The sequence below is a fragment of the Marinilabiliales bacterium genome (assembly GCA_007695015.1).
GTDB lineage: Bacteria > Bacteroidota > Bacteroidia > Bacteroidales > PUMT01 > PXAP01.
On record REEN01000065.1, the window covers coordinates 72,054 to 91,035 of the forward strand.

At 48.4% G+C, this 18,982-nt stretch carries 14 protein-coding genes and 1 riboswitch; of the genes, 13 read left to right on the top strand and 1 reads right to left on the bottom strand.

Annotated elements, in window-relative coordinates; translation table 11 throughout:
• The first annotated feature begins 27 nt into the window (after positions 1 to 27).
• The 4 genes from EA408_09645 to EA408_09660 all read left to right on the top strand — a co-directional run bounded on the left by EA408_09645 (position 28) and on the right by EA408_09660 (position 5,867).
• Positions 28 to 2,178: a S46 family peptidase gene (locus EA408_09645; GenBank protein TVR71287.1), complete on the top strand. Its 2,151-nt coding sequence runs from the start codon at positions 28 to 30 to the stop codon at positions 2,176 to 2,178.
• 207 nt (positions 2,179 to 2,385) lie between these two features.
• Positions 2,386 to 2,850, top strand: coding sequence for an NADH-quinone oxidoreductase subunit NuoE (gene nuoE, locus EA408_09650; GenBank protein ID TVR71252.1), 465 nt, complete (start codon positions 2,386 to 2,388; stop codon positions 2,848 to 2,850).
• 33 nt (positions 2,851 to 2,883) lie between these two features.
• Positions 2,884 to 4,044 carry an NADH-quinone oxidoreductase subunit E gene (locus EA408_09655; GenBank protein ID TVR71253.1) on the top strand — a complete coding sequence of 387 codons (1,161 nt, stop codon included), beginning with the start codon at positions 2,884 to 2,886 and terminating at the stop codon, positions 4,042 to 4,044.
• Positions 4,045 to 4,073: 29 nt separating this feature from the next.
• Entirely contained in the window at positions 4,074 to 5,867 is a 1,794-nt protein-coding gene (locus EA408_09660) for a ferredoxin (protein TVR71254.1), read from the top strand.
• A 161-nt stretch (positions 5,868 to 6,028) separates the two neighbouring features.
• Here the strand turns inward: EA408_09660 and EA408_09665 are convergent, their stop codons facing one another.
• Positions 6,029 to 6,220: a hypothetical protein gene (locus tag EA408_09665; GenBank protein ID TVR71255.1), complete on the bottom strand. Its 192-nt coding sequence runs from the start codon at positions 6,218 to 6,220 to the stop codon at positions 6,029 to 6,031.
• A gap of 94 nt (positions 6,221 to 6,314) precedes the next feature.
• Here EA408_09665 and EA408_09670 point away from each other — a divergent pair, with 94 nt between their 5' ends.
• The 9 genes from EA408_09670 to EA408_09710 all read left to right on the top strand — a co-directional run bounded on the left by EA408_09670 (position 6,315) and on the right by EA408_09710 (position 18,924).
• Positions 6,315 to 6,602, top strand: a complete 288-nt coding sequence (locus EA408_09670; protein TVR71256.1) for a DUF1330 domain-containing protein — start codon at positions 6,315 to 6,317, stop codon at positions 6,600 to 6,602.
• 161 nt (positions 6,603 to 6,763) lie between these two features.
• On the top strand, positions 6,764 to 8,452 hold the full coding sequence (locus EA408_09675; protein ID TVR71257.1) for a hypothetical protein: 1,689 nt from the start codon (positions 6,764 to 6,766) through the stop codon (positions 8,450 to 8,452).
• A 31-nt stretch (positions 8,453 to 8,483) separates the two neighbouring features.
• Positions 8,484 to 10,445, top strand: a complete 1,962-nt coding sequence (locus EA408_09680; GenBank protein TVR71258.1) for a hypothetical protein — start codon at positions 8,484 to 8,486, stop codon at positions 10,443 to 10,445.
• A gap of 135 nt (positions 10,446 to 10,580) precedes the next feature.
• Positions 10,581 to 11,852, top strand: coding sequence for an HlyD family efflux transporter periplasmic adaptor subunit (locus EA408_09685; protein ID TVR71259.1), 1,272 nt, complete (start codon positions 10,581 to 10,583; stop codon positions 11,850 to 11,852).
• A gap of 234 nt (positions 11,853 to 12,086) precedes the next feature.
• Positions 12,087 to 13,439 carry an aspartate kinase gene (locus tag EA408_09690; GenBank protein ID TVR71260.1) on the top strand — a complete coding sequence of 451 codons (1,353 nt, stop codon included), beginning with the start codon at positions 12,087 to 12,089 and terminating at the stop codon, positions 13,437 to 13,439.
• Positions 13,418 to 14,611 (top strand): diaminopimelate decarboxylase, encoded by a 1,194-nt coding sequence (gene lysA, locus EA408_09695; GenBank protein TVR71288.1) that lies wholly within the window; start codon positions 13,418 to 13,420, stop codon positions 14,609 to 14,611. Before EA408_09690 ends, lysA begins: the two co-directional genes overlap by 22 nt.
• A gap of 120 nt (positions 14,612 to 14,731) precedes the next feature.
• Positions 14,732 to 14,834, top strand: a riboswitch (SAM riboswitch).
• Between the two features lie 259 nt (positions 14,835 to 15,093).
• Positions 15,094 to 16,512 carry an aspartate kinase gene (locus tag EA408_09700; protein TVR71261.1) on the top strand — a complete coding sequence of 473 codons (1,419 nt, stop codon included), beginning with the start codon at positions 15,094 to 15,096 and terminating at the stop codon, positions 16,510 to 16,512.
• Positions 16,513 to 16,523: 11 nt separating this feature from the next.
• Positions 16,524 to 17,840: an O-acetylhomoserine aminocarboxypropyltransferase/cysteine synthase gene (locus EA408_09705; protein TVR71262.1), complete on the top strand. Its 1,317-nt coding sequence runs from the start codon at positions 16,524 to 16,526 to the stop codon at positions 17,838 to 17,840.
• A 133-nt stretch (positions 17,841 to 17,973) separates the two neighbouring features.
• Entirely contained in the window at positions 17,974 to 18,924 is a 951-nt protein-coding gene (locus tag EA408_09710) for a methylenetetrahydrofolate reductase [NAD(P)H] (protein ID TVR71263.1), read from the top strand.
• Positions 18,925 to 18,982: the final 58 nt, after the last annotated feature.

The window sequence follows — 18,982 nt, forward strand, 5'->3', positions numbered from 1 at the left end:
CAATTAGCCATTATAAAAAAAGTAAAAATGATCCGTAACGTTTTCCTTGCTTTCGCTCTGCTGATAGTCTTCCTTCCCGGTAATGCCAGAGAGGGAATGTGGCTTCCTCTTTTTCTTGACAAATACAATATAGAGGAGATGAGAGACAAAGGCTTCAGGCTTGAAGCCGAAGATATATACAGTATTAACCAAACGAGCATGAAGGATGCAGTTGTCAGGATCGGAGGATGCACCGGGGTGGTGGTTTCGGGTCGGGGACTCGTACTGACGAATCATCACTGCGCTTACAGGGCGATCCAGTCTCACAGCACCGTGGAGGACGATTATCTGACAGATGGATTCTGGGCTATGTCGGAAGAGGAGGAATTGCCCAATCCCGGGTTGACAGTTACATTCCTGGTACGGATGGAAGATGTAACCGGCAGGGTGCTTGAGCTTACAGATGATGATATGACCGAGGATGAACGCCGGGCTGCGATTATACTGGCCTCTGAAAGGATAAGGCATGAGGCTGTCGAGGGGACCCGTTTTACTGCCGAGGTCAGCGCCTTTTACTATGGCAGTGAATTTTATCTTTTTGTTTATGATGTTTTTGAAGATGTAAGGTTAACGGGGGCGCCGCCCTCATCTGTCGGGAAGTTCGGGGGTGATACCGATAACTGGATGTGGCCCAGGCATACCGGCGATTTTGCCTATTTCAGGATATATGCAGGAGATGATAACGAGCCGGCTGGATATTCACCTTCAAATACGCCATACAGGTCGCGGGCACATATACCCGTTTCCACCGGCGGGGTAAAGGAAGGTGATTTTACAATGGTTTACGGGTTTCCCGGAAGTACCAGCCAGTATCTTACATCTCATGCAGTAGGCCTTATTACCGGCCTGAGCAATCCGCATAACATCCGGCTGAGGGATATAAGGCTTGATATAATGGGCCGTGAGATGGAACGCAATGATACAGTGAGGATTCAGTATGCATCGAAGTTTGCAGGAGTGAGTAATGCCTGGAAGAGGTGGGCAGGTGAGAACAGGGGTCTGGCAAGAATGGATGCTGTGGGGCGAAAGAGAGAGCTTGAGGAAAGGTTTGTCAGATGGGCCGGCGGGTGTCCTGAAAGAGAGATGAGGTATGGGTATATCATGCCGGCTTTTGATTCGCTATATACCGCTCTTGAACGTTATACCCTGCCCTTTGACTATGGCCGGGAAGCTTTGCTGGCTATCGAGCTGGTAAGGTTTGCAGGTGATTTTGTCCGCGTTGCCGATTTGTCTGACGAAGACTTTGAAAATGTGGTGCATGACTTTATTCCTCAGCTGGAAAGATCAATTGCAGGGTTTTACCGTGATTATCATCTGCCTGTCGACCAGGAGATCTTTATCAGGATGCTTGAGATGTACAGAGATAATGTTGATACGGACTTTTACCCCGGTTTCTTCGACACCGTCGATGCTGAATTTAGCGGCGACTTCAGGTTATTTGTAGAGGACCTTCTCAGCAATACGGTTTTTGCAAGGGAGAATGAACTTTCTGCACTTGTTGGTGACTTTGATAAAGATGCTGCCGGTATTATCAGGAACGATCCCATGACTTGCGTTATCAGGGATATTCGTGCGGTCTACAATGATCATGTGATTGTTGAAAGGCAGGATATAAACAGCGAGCTCAATATTTTATACAGGTATTATATTGAGGGGCTCAGGGAAATGGACCGGGACAGGGCATTTTATCCGGATGCCAACCGTACACTCAGGGTTGCTTATGGCCAGGTTGGTGGATATTATCCCCGGGACGCTGTCAGCTATAATTATTACACCACGCTTTCGGGGGTTATGGAGAAGTATCAGACTGGCGAGCCCGATTATACTGTACCGGAACGGCTTAAGGAACTGTACGATGGAACAGGGTACGGTGAATTTGCCCGGCCCGGTGAGATCAGGATCTCGTTTATTGCCACCAACCATACAACGGGAGGTAATTCCGGCAGTCCGGTTATCAATGGCAACGGGCACCTCATCGGGGTAAATTTTGACCGTGTATGGGAGGGTACAATGAGCGATATTATGTTCGATCCCGAAGTGTGCCGTAATATCAGTGTTGATGTAAATTATATACTGTATATTACAGATGTATATGCAGGTGCCGGATACCTGCTTGAGGAGATGCACCTTGTACCCTGACTGCTTCCAACTCTTTATTTAATCCGGTTTTAAATTTCCGGTTCGCCGGTAAAAGACCGAAAACATGATTTTTATTATGGTTTCGGTATAATTCAAATAATAAATTTATGATTGCCAAAACGAGATTTGGAATATATATTAGTGTTATAAAAATAACAATGTTAAGATTGTAACAATACAGTAATAATCATTAAATAAAAGAAAACAATGCCAGAAGTTCAGGAATTAGTAAAAAGTTTGGCCGAAAAATATGGCAGGAAGAGGGAGAATCTCCTCCATATTTTACAAGGCATAGTTGAGCAGGAGAGATACCTGTCTGATGTGGCGCTGACTGAAGTTGCCCGGGAGCTTGACCTGTCTGCCGCGCAGGTTTATGGTACTGCTACATTCTACTCCTTTCTTGACACCGAGCCCAGAGGCAAGTATGTTGTAAGGGTGTGCCGTACAATAAGCTGCGACATGAAAGGGAAGAACAGAATTATACAGGCAATCGAAGAAACCCTCAAGATCAGGCTTGGTGAAACAACCCAGAACAATAAATTCACGCTTCTCGAAACAAACTGCATGGGATGGTGTCATGAAGGACCGGCAATGCTTATCAATGATCAGGCCTATACCAACCTGACCGAGGAGAAGGTGATCGAGATCATTATGGATTACGCTAAAGAATAAATAAAAACATTAAAAATAAAGGAGAATCTCGCCATGACATATAAAAAGTTAAAGAGAATTGATCTTATCTTCCATGAGGATTGCGATTGCAGGCAAGTGCTAGAGAAAACCTTCAGCAAGAGCAATGATGAGGTCATAAACGACATACTTGAATCGGGCCTCAAGGGCAGGGGCGGAGCTGGTTTCCCAACCGGACTTAAATGGAAATTCACAGCCGAACAACCTTCCGACGAGCGCTTTGTGATTTGCAATGCCGATGAAGGAGAACCCGGCACTTTCAAAGACAGGGAGATATTGTTCAAGGTTCCAAGCAAGGTCTTTTCGGGTATGGCTGTGTGTGCCAAAGTAATAGGTGCCAAGAAAGGATATATCTATCTGAGGGGGGAATACAGGTTCCTTTTGCCGCAGCTGACCAAGGCGCTGGATGTATTTCACAAGGAAATTAAGGATCTGCTTGATTTCGAAATTATAATACAGATGGGAAGCGGCGCCTACATATGCGGAGAGGAGAGCGCTCTTTTTGAATCGATGGAAGGAAAGCGCGGAGAGCCCAGGAACAAGCCTCCCTATCCGACCATTGCAGGATTCAGGAACAAACCGACAGTTATAAATAACGTCGAGACCCTTGTATATGCCTTTATGATATGCAAGCACGGTCCGACAAGGTTCAAGGAGCTGGGCACTTCCGATTCCAGGGGGTCAAAGGTTTTCTCTGTTTCCGGTGATACTCCCATTGCCGGAATTTATGAACTGGAGCTGGGTATGTCGCTTGACCATTTTGTGGAGGAATTTGGCGATGGCGATACCAAGGCGGTGCAGGTTGGAGGAGCTGCCGGTTTTTGTGTGCCGCGTAAGAAATTCAATGATACCATTATCGGATTTGAAGGAGTTCCAACCGGAGGATCGATGAAAGTGTTCAACTCATCACGGTCAATGTACAATGTACTGCATAATTACCTTGAGTTTTTCGAGGAAGAATCATGCGGGCAATGCACACCCTGCCGGGTAGGGTGCCAGCAGCTTATCAAAGGCATTGAAGCTGTCAAAAAAGGCGAGCAGAAAGCTGCCTACCTGGATCAGCTTATGAAACTGAGCGAGACCATGAAGCTGGCCTCGAAATGCGGACTTGGCCAGTCGGTCGCCAACTCCTTCAGCTCAATAGTTGATAACTTCAGGGAAGAGATGATATATTAATTTGCAATTAAACCATTAAAAACAGAAAAATGGCTAATAATATAAATATAAAGATAGACGGTGTAGATGTTCAGGTTGAAGAAGGCAAAACCATACTTGATGCAGCCAGGGCCATTAATGTCCATATACCTACCCTGTGTTACCATGAGGATCTTTGCGTTGCCGGCAACTGCCGGGTGTGCGTTGTGGAAGTAACCGGAGCAAAAGCCCTTGTAGCTTCCTGCGCAATGCCCGTATCGGAGGGTATGGAGGTTGAAACCAACACCCTTAAGGTAAGGTCAGCAAGGAAGAACATCATTGAATTGTTGCTGTCAGAGCACAACGCCGATTGCACCAACTGTTACAAGAACAAGCAGTGCGAATTGCAGGATCTGGCAAGCGAATACAAAACCTCAGGCGAGTCGCTTTACCTGGATCTTGTCCCTCTCAAGAATTACACTATCGATGATTTTTCACCTTCGATAATTAAGGATGACAGTAAGTGCATCCGTTGTCAGCGTTGTGTGCGGACATGTGAGGAGCTGCAGCATGTGAGTGCGCTTGGTGTTGCATACAAGGGAGACAAGATGAAGATATCGACCTTCTTTGAAAATTCCATGTTTGATGTGGTATGTACCAATTGCGGGCAGTGTATCAACCGGTGCCCGACAGGATCGCTTATAGAGCGCAACTATGTGGATGAAGTATGGGATGCCATTTACGACGAGAATAAACATGTTGTGGTGCAGACGGCACCTGCAACAAGGGTTGCTCTTGGTGAGGACCTGGGACTTGAAACTGGCAAGGTTGTAACCGGCAAGATGGTTTCAGCCCTTAAGAGAGTAGGTTTCGACTCGGTTCTTGATACAGACTTTACAGCCGACCTCACTATAATGGAAGAGGGTACAGAACTTCTCACCAGGCTGAAGAAGGCGCTGGTGGACAAGGACCCAACCGCTAAACTCCCTATGGCAACATCATGTTCACCGGGCTGGATCAAGTTCATAGAACATACATTCCCGGAATATCTCGACAACCTCTCAACGTGCAAGTCACCGCAACAGATGTTCGGCGCCCTGGCGAAGACCTATTATGCACAGAAGAGGGGAATTGACCCTGAAAATATCGTTTCTGTTTCCATCATGCCGTGCGTTGCCAAGAAATTTGAGGCCGACAGGCCCGAGATGAGGAGCAGCGGCTACAAGGATGTGGATTACGTGCTTACCACCCGTGAGCTTGCCAGGATGATCAAGCAGGCAGGACTGGACTTCAACGGGTTGCCTGAGGACAATTATGACAGCATTATGGGCGAATCATCAGGAGCCGCAGTTATCTTCGGAGCAACCGGCGGTGTTATGGAAGCTGCCCTTCGTACTGCATATGAGATCGTCACAGGACGCGAGGTGCCTTTTGAGAATCTAAATATAACACCGGTAAGGGGTATGGACGGTGTGAAGGAGGCCACCGTGAAAATAGAGGGAACTTTGCCGGACTGGAGCTTCCTTGAAGGTGCGGAACTCAAGACTGTAACTGCTCACGGACTGACAAATGCCAAGTTGGTAATGGAGAAGGTTAAATCGGGTGAGGCAGATTACCATTTTATTGAGATTATGGCGTGCCCCGGTGGCTGTATTGGTGGCGGTGGCCAGCCGATACCGACCAACATGGAGATCAGGAAAAAACGCACCGAGGCGATCTATATGGAAGATTCAGGCAAGCCTATCAGGAAATCGCATGAGAATCCCGAGGTAGCAGCCATTTATAAGGAGTTCCTCGGGGAGCCCTGCGGACATAAGTCGCATGAGCTTCTGCACACTCATTACAAGGCACGGCACAGGTACTAATCAGTACCGGAAATATTGACTGCAAATACAAAAAGAGGCTGTCTCCAGACCGGGATGGCCTCTTTTGATTTAGCCGGTAAAGGTTTGAAGCCAAATGGTTAAAGTCCGGCCCGAATCAGAGCCTGCTTACCGAAAGGTTTAATAATGGTGCTGCAAACAGTTCAGTCGGTTCGTTTGATAATCTCAGCATTGCGGTGGCCGTAAGGAAGCGATCCCCCTTCCTGCTCCTTGAGCATTTTCCAGGCCCTGGCAATGATTATCTCTTCAACATCATCCTTCTTGCAGGGGACCTCCACAACATACTCTTCATAGGCGTATGTGGCAATATTGAGTTTTACTATCGCTTTTCCCATAAACAGACCTTTTATCACGGGTAATTATATATTCTCAAAATTAGGTTATATTTTTGAGAATGTAATAATCTGTCCAACCTCAAAAATAATCATTATGGCAGCATATGTGATAGTTGATGTTAAGATAACCGATCCCGGCGAATATGAGGAATATAAAAAGCATACCCCGGCTGCGGTGAAGGCATACGGAGGAAAATTCCTTGCCCGCGGGGGCAGGGTTCAAAACCTGGAAGGGGATTGGAACCCTGAGAGGATAGTTGTTCTGGAGTTTCCATCTGTCGAACGTGCCAGGGAGTGGTGGGAATCCGACCAATACACATTTGCCAGGGAGATCCGGCAAAGAGCGGCAACTACCGGAATGATCATTGTTGAAGGGGTTTGATAACCGGGCATTTCTGTGGCGAATAACACATATCAGCATGGAGAATCACTGATGAGCAGGTATGCCTCCGCGTAAGTATGTGGCGGACAGTACAGATCAATATGGAAAGTCATTCTTTGTTTAGTAAGGCTGACCGGATTAACTAAATAAATGATCGTTGAATGCAATCCTTATTTTCAGGAAATACTGAAAGAGTGGCGCGGATAGTGCTGCCAACGGCGGTGACCCTGCTCACGGTGCTTTTGTTGCTGGCTGGATGCAACCCCGGCAGGGTGTCCCGTGAGTTTTCGGAAATCATGGAGGGCTACCTGGTAAATTTTGAGGATGATACTGACGGACTATACGAAAATGCAGTATTCAATCCTGTAATTCTTGCCCGGCTATATGTAAGGGAAGAAGGCCTTTTACGTGCCAAATGGGATAACCTGGAAAATATTGACCAGCTGATCAATACTGTAAGATACTCATACAGGGAGGGTCTTAACCCGGAAGATTATCATATCGACACCCTTGAATATCTGCTTGACACTATGCTTGCGGGAGAGGCAAAAATTGCAGATAGCGTGGTCTTTGACATTCTGCTTACCGATGCATTCCTTACTCTTGCCGCCCACTTTGCCGGTGGCAAGACAGATCGCCGGGAATTCCTTCCTGTCTGGAATGTCAGGGATGCTGAGACAGTTATATACTGGCCGCATTTTGTCGACAGCAGCCTGATAAATATGCAGGTTGAGGAAAACCTTCTCTCTCTGCTTCCCGCTCATAATGAATACCGCAACCTTAGGTCATCACTTGAAAAATACAGGGGGATCGGTGAAGAAGGTGGATGGGATCATTTCAGCACGTCCCTGGATAGTCTTGAAAAAGGCATGAGGCATCCTGATATTCCCCGGCTCAGGTCCAGGCTTGCTGCAGAGCAGGGTGATCCTGCCGGCGGCAGCATGGACAAAGAGCTGTTTGACCGGCCGCTGCTGGAACAGGTTGAGCTGTTCCAGAGGCGTCACTCACTTCCGGATGACGGAATTGTTGATGAAAAGGTCATTGTTGCAATGAATATTCCGTTGTACGACCTGATGGATGTAATTGAAGCCAACCTTGACAGGTGGAGATGGATGCCGGCAGATATGCCTGAACGTATCCTAAGGGTGAATATACCTTCTTTTGAATTGTATGCATTGGAAAAAGGCAACCCTGAATTCAGCCTGAAGGTAATAGTGGGGACCGATGAAAGGCCCACACCGGTCTTTGCATCGGCAATAAAATGGATTGAACTCAACCCCTACTGGATAGTCCCTCCCGGTATGCTTGAAGATGATATCCTGCCTGCTATAAGGCAGGATGTTGGTTACCTCGAAAGCCGTAATATGAAAGTGCTTAGTGAAGACTTCTCTGTGGTTGATCCGGATTCGGTGGACTGGCACAGTGATTTCGATAACGGGTTTCCCTATATCATAAGACAGGAGCCGGGACCGTACAACCAGATGGGAAATATTAAATTAGAGCTTCCTAACCCTTACTATGTAACCATGCATGACACCCCTGACCGTCATCTCTTTATCCGCGATAAGCGTACCCTGAGCTCAGGGTGTATAAGGGTTGAAGATCCCCTGAGGCTGGCTGAATGGTTGCTTGAACACGATAAGGAGTGGACAATGGAAAGGCTTGAGGAGGAGATAGAAGAGGGAGAAAATCTAATAATCGACATCAGCAGGACTGTGCCTGCCGAAATAGTTTATATAACGGCCAGGGCCGCTGACGGGCATGTTTACTGGTATGATGATGTTTACTCATTCGACGGTGCCGTCAGCCGGGCACTTAAAAGCGAACCGCCACGATCTGATAGCAAATAAATTATCACAGGGAATAAAAACTGCATGTTTTATGGAAAATTCAGAAAAAGGCAATATTCTGCCCAACGTTAAAAAAGTGAGGGTCTGGGCCTTGCTGGTCACCTTTATTGCAATGGTATCGTGCAAAAGCGATTATGTTGAGATAGTTTTTGACAGCAGCCGGGAGGTATCGGGCAGGATGTTCGCCCTGGAGGATATTTCCCCCGGATTGCCGGCGGACTGGGACCGGTATGAGTATGTCGTGCTGGAGTTCATGATAACAACGCCACAGAGATTTCATGTAGGGTTTACAACCGAAACCGGTTACAATGAGCTCAGGGTGATGAGCTATACGGCTAACGGCTGGAGCAGGCTTGCCATACCGTTGAGGTTTTACCGCGAACCCCCCGGAGCCTGGCACGATCTTGCCGGCACGTATAATCAGCCACGCAATACCGGCTGGATAAACCTGGGGGGACGGCGCGGCCCCTTGCGGGGAGTCGATTCCATAGGTATCCGGATGAGGGCCCCGATAGGCGACCAGGTGCTGAGGCTCAGATCTGTCTCCCTGCATGTTGAAGATCCGGGCGATATCTATCTTGGAGATGTTCCTGTAATGGACAAATTCGGGCAGTGGAACCTGGGTGACTGGGAGGGGAAGATCTATTCTGAGGAGCAGCTTGTAGAAGAATGGGAGGCTGAAGACAGTTCCGGAAACCCGTTTGGCGATTATGGCTATTCTAAATATGGCGGATACAGCTACGCCCGTATTGATGAAGGCACTGGTTTCTTTCGCACCCTGCAGATAAACGGGCGGTGGTGGTTCGTCGATCCGGAGGGCTACCTTTTTTTGTCGGTTGCCGTTAACTGCGTTAGTCCGGGAGGCGGCGGAAACGCAGTAAGGATCAATGAGCGCAGGAATATGTTTGGCGAACTTCCCCCGGAAGGGAAGGGGTTTGACCCCGGAAGGCCCGGTGTGGCAAATTTCGGCACCTGGAACCTTTATCGCAGGTACGGTGCTGACCATATGGAGCAGTCGATCGAAAACATTTTTACCCGCATGGAGAGGTGGGGCATCAATACCATTGGAAACTGGTCTTCCGCAGAAGTCATAAACCGCAACCGTAAGGCCTTCATGCTGCAGTTGCGGGGACTGGGGATCGAGGGGGAGCTTATGGGGCTTGCCGATGTTTATGCCGATGGTTTTTCCGGGCGGATTGATGAATCAGTAAGAAGGTTTACAGAACCCTACAAAGACAATCCCTGGCTGATAGGCTATTTTACTGCCAATGAGCCGGCATGGCTGGGCCACGAGGAGAGGCTCTGCGATATCATACTGGGACTTGATGAGGAGAGGGCTATCAGGCAGGAGCTTGTAAGATACCTTGAAAACGGCGACACGCCCGAAAGAAGGGAGCAGTTCATATATGAGACTTTCAGGATGTTTCTTGAAACGGTCGACGAGGCGGTTAAGCGGCACAGTCCGGGCCATCTCAACCTGGGGATGCGTTTTGGCGGTGTGCCAAACCGGGAGATACTTGAGATATGCGCCAACGTTTTTGATGTCTTCAGCTTCAACTGTTACGACCTCTACCCGCCACAGGAGACCATGGACAGGATACTTGAGGTTTCGGGCCTACCGATGATCATAGGTGAGTATCATTTCGGGACGGTGGACAGGGGCATGGCACAGGCGCTCTGGCAGGTTGACAGCCAGGAAGAACGCGGTACAGCCTACCGGTACTATACCGAGAGGGCATATGCACATCCTGGACTTATAGGCACCGCTTATTTTCAATGGGCTGACCAGGACCTGACCGGCAGGGGGTACGATGGTGAGAATTATAATTGCGGACTGGTGGATGTGACCGACCGGCCCTACCCATACCAGGTGGAAGCTATGTCGGCTACAGCGAAAAGGCTGTTTGACGTCCATTCGGGCGCCATTGAACCGTTTGACAGGCCACCTGCCCGTGCACGGGGATACGGTGGCATACCGGACTTATGGGACTAGGCAGTTTCAGGTTCCGGGGCAATCTTCCCGGAGCCATGTCGTTATACATATTATGATGTAACGGTTGGGTACATTTTACTGATCCGGTCCTGCCAGCCGGTTGAAATTGAAATTATATAAAATAAACCAGCAAAAATGAAGATCACCAGGAAAAATATTGCGATCGGTTCAGGAATCTCAGTTCTTTTGGTGTTAATGATAGTTTTTCTGACTACAGGAAGTGACAGTAGTGAACATAATTTTTTTGAGGTTCCGGGAGGAAGGTTTGAGGTACTTGTTACCGTAACCGGGGAACTGGAATCGGAAAACCAGGTTCTGATCGAGGCCCCACGCGAATTGCAGAGCCGGAATATAAGGCTCAGGGGTATTCCCATCCAGGATCTTATACCAGAAGGTTCAGAGGTCAACAGGGGCGACTGGGTGGCTACACTCGACAGGACCGAAGCAGAGTTGTCATTGCGGGATCTCGAGGATCAGATGTTGAGGGAAGAGGCGCAGTATAATGCTGCAATATTAGATACAACAATCCAGATGAGCAGGAGGCGTGATGAGCTTATAAACCTTGAACATGCTGTCGAAGAGAGAAGGCTGATCCTTGAGCAGTCGGCCTATGAGCCGCCCGCCACTATAAGGCAGGCTGAGATAAACCTTGATCGGGCGATACGGGATCTTGAGCAGGCCAGGGTAAATTATGTTCTTTATGAGAAAAGGGCTTCAGGGACAGTAAAAGAGGCAGCCCTGAACCTTGAACGGCGCATACGGCGCTTCCGGGCTCTTCAAGATGTGATGGACAAGTTTGTTATAACCGCCCCGCAGTCGGGTATGGTGATCTATCACCGTGAATGGAGCGGCCAGAAAAGAACTGTCGGTTCAAATATAAATCCCCGTGATCTCACGGTAGCCGTGATGCCTGACCTGACATCCCTGGTTTCGCGTGCATGGGTCAGTGAAATAGACGTGACCAGGGTTGCACCCGGACAGCCGGCGAGGATCGGGGTGGATTCATATCCCGGACGCACATATTCGGGCACGGTTGTGGAAGTTTCAAATGTGGGACAGGAGCTGCCCGGCACTGAGGCAAAGGTATTTGAGGTACTGGTGCATATTGACCGGGTTGACTATGTCCTGCGCCCTGCAATGACCTCAAGCAATTCAATAGTTGTCGCTTCGTACGATGATGTTGAATATATTCCCCTGGCTGCACTCCATGAGCAGGACGGGATATCATATGTATACCACAGTGACGGAACGAGGCAGGTAGTGATAACAGGCGATTCGAATGAGAATTTCGTGATTGTCGAACAGGGGCTGGAAGAGGGAGACATGGTTTACCTCGACAAGCCTGAAGATAGCGCCCTCTTTCCCTTTAACGGTACAGAGCTACTCGCAGATGACGTTCAGCAATGAGTAAATTATCCTGCACAGACGCCTTTTTGCCCGGTCACCTTCCAAAACATTATATGGAATATATATCATTTGACTGGTCACCTGCCAAAACATAATCCTGGTTATCTCTTCAGGAGACGCTCTTCAATGTTTAAATTTTAACAATAAGTTTAATAATAGTGAAATTGTGAAATATATTTTACAATGAACGGTTGCTTTGTTTTCTTTGCAGGAAATTTTACCGTTTAAAGTATTATGATAGTAATGAAGTTCGGGGGAACTTCCCTCGGAAATGCAGAGAGAATAAGGCAGGTAGCAGAACTGATCAAAAGAAGGGATGAAAGTTTCATCATCTGCTCGGCTATGAGCGGGGTAACAAACTCGCTCGTTGATATATCCGGTCACTGGAAGGCTGGCAACCGGGAAGTGGTTGCGGAGATTATTGCCGGGCTTAAAAAGCATTTTGAGCTGACATGCTACGACCTGTTTGACAATGAAAAGGCTACGTTGGAGGCGACCTCCATTGTTTCCGGTCATTTTGAAATGTTAACCGGCCGCCTTGGTGAAGATTACAGTATCCATAATGAAAACTGGCTGCTTTCCCGTGGTGAGATAATCACTTCAGAAATATTCGCCCTTTATCTTAATTCATGTGGCATATCGGTAACATGGCTCAATGCTCTTGACTTTACGGTGACAGGCAGTGACGGTGAACCCTCGGTAACGGATATGAGACAGAGGCTCTCCGCTGTCGTTGGTGATAATCCGTCGGGACGTTTCCTGACCCAGGGTTATATCTGTCTTGATCACGAAGGTAATACCTCAAACCTGAGGAGGGGGGGCAGTGATTATACGGCCACTCTTGCCGGGGCAGCCCTGGAAGCCGAAACCATTGAGATATGGACCGATATTGATGGTGTGCGCAACAATGACCCCAGGTTTGTGGATGATACATTCCCCATAAGGGAACTTTCGTTTGACGAGGCTGCCGAGCTGGCATATTTTGGTGCGAAGATACTTCACCCGGCATGCGTATGGCCGGCCAGCATTAATAATATCCCTGTTCAGCTCAAAAACACCCTGGAGCCGGATGCCCCGGGCACCCTGATCAGGTCGGGACCGGTAAGGAAGGGCATCACTGCTGTTGCGGCGAAGGACGGAATAACAGTGATCAGGGTCAGATCAGACCGGATGCTTAATGCATATGGTTTTCTGAGCCGGATATTTGCTATCTTTGAAAAGCACAGGACTCCTATTGATGTAATAACCACATCGGAGGTTTCGGTGTCGGTTACAATAGATAATGACACGTGCCTCCCGGCGATCCTGCCGGAGCTTGAAAAACTGGGGAAAGTGGATACAGAATCCGCAAAGGCAATAGTATGTGTTGTGGGCGATGTGCTGGAGCAACATGCCGGCAGGGCCGGCCGGATAATTGATTCTCTGAGGCACTTTAACGTAAGTATGATATCATACGGCGGGAGCAGGAACAATATTACCGTTGTTGTTCCCGCAGAACAGGTCAGGGATATTTTACGGTCACTCAACACATTCCTTTTCGGGAGCCGTTCTAAAGCTGGTGACAGATGGATGATCTCACAGGATTAAGAACACCATATTACCTTTATGACCTTGACCTTCTGAAGAAGACAGTCTCAGAAGCAGCAGAAGGTGCAGCCCGTTACGGGTATTCTATCCACTATGCTATAAAGGCCAACAATGATCCGGTGGTATCGGCGGTAATAAGGGATATGGGCCTTGGTGCCGATTGTGTTAGCGGCAATGAGATACGCCGGTCACTTGAATATGGTTTTTCTCCTGGTGGAATTGTTTTTGCCGGGGTTGGTAAGACTGATGACGAGATAAAGCTTGCACTTGCCGAAGGCATTTTCTGCTTAAACGTCGAATCTGTCGAAGAGCTTGAAGTGATAAGGTATATCGCTGATTTATACGGGATGAGAGCCCGGGTTGCATTAAGGGTGAATCCATCGGTTGAAGCGGAAACTCACCAGTATATAACTACCGGACTTAACGAGAATAAATTCGGTATAAGTCTCCCGCACCTCAGGAAGGCTCTTGAAATTTGTGCCGGTTCTGATTGTGTTGACTTTATGGGGCTTCATTTTCATATAGGGAGCCAGATAACATCACTGGAGCCTTACAGAAGGCTCTGTGAAAGGGTCAGCAGCATCTGGAAGGAGTTCGGGATAGAGGCATACGGAGGAAGAATGGTGAACCTGGGAGGTGGCCTTGGGATTGATTACAATGATCCTGAGCAGCATCCGGTACCTGATTTCAGCTCTTTTTTTGCTGTATTTAATGGCACCCTTGATCTGCCTTCGGGGACAGATGTGCGGTTTGAACTGGGCAGGAGTCTGGTAGGACAGTGTGGAAGGATCGTTACAAAAGTGCTTTATACCAAGCAGGGAGTCGGGAGAAACTTTGTTATTACCGATGCCGGAATGACCGAACTTATGAGGCCGTCCCTTTACCAGGCAACACATCGCATAAAGAATATCAACTCTTCCGGTGACCCGGAACTGTATGATGTTGTCGGACCTGTTTGTGAATCGACCGATGTATTCGGGAAGGATATCCTTTTACCGGCAACTTCCCGCGGTGATCTTTTGCAGATACTATCCTGCGGGGCATACGCCCAGTCTATGAGCCTTGATTTTAACCTGAGGGACAAACCTCAGGCCAGGTACAGTGCAGGTAAAAGAATTTTATCTGCTGCAGATCTTAAAGGTTTGAAAAACATCGGGAGCCTGATTTCATAGAAGCCGGTATCGGATGATATTAAAGTGGGATATAAAAAAGCTTCGGTGATGTTTTGGGTTTTTGTTGAAAACAATTACTTTTACAGCTGTAAAATTTCATTCCCGTTTTTCAAAGGGTTTGATTTATAAAGAAGAGCTGAGAGAACAGGCTCGTTGAAGCTCTAGCAACCCTCTCACCGGAGAAATGGTGCTAATACCTGCCCCCCAGGGGGGATTATAAACCAAAACCGTAGATCATGAACGATTCAGGTTACAGTTTAAATCTTTACAAGCCAGGGCGACCAACCGCCCCGGTTCCTGCATTTGTACATATACCGCAATTTCCGCTTCTCATCCCGAAGCATATGTTTATGCGCTGCATGCGCAGCATGCTTTCCTGATATCAGCCTTAACAAGGGTGGATAAGCCTTATTCCCGGCCAAGGCTGCCGGTAAGGGGGCGATTATGTTATTCCTGACTTCCAATTAATAAATCATATTGTCATGTCTTACAAGGTAATTAAATTCGGAGGTTCAAACCTCCAGACAGTAAATGACCCGGGCAGATGCGCCGGGATTGCGGAACAATACAACACGCCCTGTGTGATCGTATTATCAGCGTTTTACGGGGTAACTGACAAGCTCAGGCAGGCAGCATTTGAGGCGGCTGACTCGGGTAAACTCCCTTCCGGAAGCATTGAGGCTCTGACCGATTCCTGCTTTGAACAGATAAAGCTGAATATTGATGATGACCGGGTTGCTGCCGACACCGGAAGGGAGGTACAGTGCCTGCTGGACAGGCTCTCTGATCTCTACAGGGGTATTCATGCGATTGGTGAACTGCCCCCGGGCATTCATGATTCAATTCTCAGTTTCGGAGAAAGGATAAGCGCTGTCATATTTAACGGAGTAATGGTTTCACGTGGACTCGATTCGGTTCTCCGGCTGCCGGAGCATATCGGACTGGTTACAGATGGCGAATTCGGTTCATCCAGCATCCTTCTGAAGGAATCTGCCAAAAAGGTAGGGAAGCATTTTGCCGGCAACCGCTATTTTGTGGTCCCGGGTTTTTACGGTGTTTCGGATGAGGATAAGATAACCCTTCTGGGCCGCGGGGGAACCGACTATTCGGCTGCGGCGCTTGCGTACCTCCTGGATGCTTCAAGCCTCGATGTGTGGAAGGATGTTGACGGCTTTCAGACCGGAGACCCCAAGGTGGTAGCTGATCCTCAAACCATAAAACTACTCTCCTACAGTGAGGCTGCCGAGCTCTCATATTTCGGTGCACGGATCCTGCATCCCAGAACGGTTGAGCCGCTCCAACCCAAAAATATACCGGTAAGGGTGTTTAACGTAGGTTCGCCCTCCGGTGAGCCTGCAACACTCATAGGGCCTGATCCGGGCAATGGTTTTACCAGTCCCAAAAGCATAACTTTCAGCCGGCACTTTTCGGTATTGAAGTTAAAGGGACCGGGTGTCGGGATCAAACCCGGCATCCTGGCCAGGGCAGCCGGGATAATGGATGCAGCGGGGGTTAATATTTCTTCGGTTTTTACATCGCAGACAGCCATCTGCTTCCTGCTGCAAAGCGGGGACCTGAAAAAGGCAACAAGGGCAGTAAAGGTCAATGCCCCGTCACTTATAAGCGATGTGGAAACAATAAACGATATTGCACTGGTTGCACTTGTCGGTGAAGGCATAACAAAGAGGCACGGAGTTGCCGCCAGGGCTTTCCAGGCAGTGGCAGCTGAGAATATCAATGTTGAGATTATTGCAGCAGGCGCATCGACGGCTGCCATCTATTTCGTGGTGAAGGAAAATGACTGCAACAGGGCAGTCATGGCTACGCACAGCTATTTCTTCGGCAATGACAGGCAAGTTTTACTTCAGGACCATTCAGACCTTACATCTGTTGTACTTTAATAATAACAATCATGGAAAAAGAAAAGAAACTTTCGTTCGAAACCCTGCAGCTGCATGCAGGGCAGGTGCCTGACCCTGCTACAGGGTCAAGGGCCGTACCTATATACCAGACCACATCTTACGTTTTCAAAGATGCTGCTCATGCAGCCTCACTTTTTGAGCTGAAAGAGTTTGGGAACATCTATACCAGGATAATGAATCCTACCACCGATGTGTTTGAAAAAAGGGTAGCCGCCCTGGAGGGGGGAGTTGCTGCCGTTGCAACAGCATCGGGCCAGGCTGCTCAGTTTACTGCACTGACCAACATATTGGAGTCAGGCGACAACCTGGTATCCACCTCTTACCTTTACGGTGGCACATATAACCAGTTCAAGGTCCAGTTCAAGCGGCTGGGTATAGGTGTCAGATTTGTGAGCGGCGACAGGGCAGGCGATTTTGAGAAGGTGATTGATGAGAGGACAAAAGCCATTTATCTTGAGACTATTGGCAATCCCGAATTCAATGTTCCCGACTTTGAAGCAATTGCGGGAGTGGCAAGGAAATTTGATATTCCCCTGATTGTTGACAATACATTCGGTGCATGCGGCTACCTGTTCAGGCCGCTGGAACACGGCGCAAATATCGTAGTGCAGTCCGCCACCAAATGGATAGGAGGACATGGCACCTCTGTGGGCGGGGTAATTGTCGACGGCGGTAACTACAACTGGGGCAACGGTAAATTTCCCCAGTTCACGGAACCCTCGGAGGGGTATCATGGAATGAAGTTCTGGGAGGCTTTTGGCGGTGACAGTCCGTTCGGAAATATTGCATTCAGCATAAGGGCAAGAGTTGAGGGATTGCGTGACTACGGGGCCGCATTGAGCCCTTTCAATGCATTTCTTTTGCTGCAGGGACTTGAAACGCTGTCGCTGAGGGTGCAGAGGCACACCGACAATGCACTGGCTGTTGCAAAGTGGCTTGAGAAACATCCGCAGGTTGAAAGGGTGAATTATCCGGGACTGCCTTCCAGTCCCTACCATTCCCTGGCCAAAAAATACCTGACAAACGGATTCGGTGGTGTTCTATCCTTCCTTGTCAGGGGAGGTACCGGGGCAGCTGACGGACTTATAAACAGCCTACAGCTGATCAGCCACCTTGCAAATGTAGGGGATGCCAAAACGCTGATCATCCATCCGGCATCAACCACGCATCAGCAGCTTACAGAGGAGGAGAGAAGGTCGTCGGGAGTGGTGAGCGGACTTATAAGGCTTTCAGTAGGCATTGAAAACAAGGATGATATCATCGCAGATCTGAAGCAGGGGTTTGAAAAGGTAAAGCACCTTGCCTGAGACGGATTATTGCATTTTACCCTGGATGGCATATTTGCAGGGATTGAGAGTTGTTGATAATAAAATAATATTATTTTAGCAGACCGGTCGGGGTGGTTACCCTGACCGGATCTGTTAATTATTTTGATAATTAATGAAAGTTACCAGGCATTACGAAGGGAACGGCACCAGGCTTTCGTTTGAGTTGCTTCCCCCGTTAAGGGGAAGCAGTATAGAGAGTGTTTACGGAACGATAGACCGGCTGGTTGAATTCAACCCTGCATGTATCAATATTACCTATCACCGTGAAGAAAAGGTAACCATTACAAAACCCGGCGGCACACGCGGGACCAGGGTGGTGAAAAAAAGGCCCGGTACGGTTGGCATAGCGGCGGCCATCCAGCACAAGTACGGTATTGATGTTGTGCCGCACATTATTTGCGGCGGCTTTACCAGGCAGGATACCGAGGATGCCCTGATCGACCTGGACTTTCTCGGTATTCACAACCTTCTTGTTATCAGGGGCGACGGAAACAGGGAAACAGGTGTATTTGAACCGGAGGAGGGCGGACATGCACATGCAGTCGACCTTGTTTGCCAGATCATGGACATGAACAGGGGCATCTACCTTGACAATTATATTAACGACCCCGCACCAACAGCTTTCTCTGTCGGGGTTGCCGGTTATCCCGAGAAGCACTATGAAGCGCCGGATATGAAGACCGATCTGGAATATCTTAAAATGAAGGTTGATGCAGGGGCAGAATATATTGTTACCCAGATGTTTTTTGACAATCGCGTATATTTCGAGTTTGTCCGCCGGTGCCGGGAATCCGGGATAAGCGTGCCGGTGATTCCGGGACTTAAGCCTGTAGCCATAAAGAGACATCTTGATATACTGCCTGATGTGTTCGGCGTTACCATACCTCAGGAGCTGGCCGGGCAGATAAGAGCCTGTAAATCAGATAAAGATGTTTACAGTCTGGGCATAGAATGGGCTTCGATGCAGTCGGCCCAACTCAAAGGAGCAGGCGTTCCTGCAATCCATTACTATACGATGAGCCGTCCCGACAATATAGTTGAGATTGTAAAAAGGGTGTTCTGAAGTTAGTTTCCAACAAACATATATACTACAGAATCCTGCCCTCCTGATGAGTGGCTGT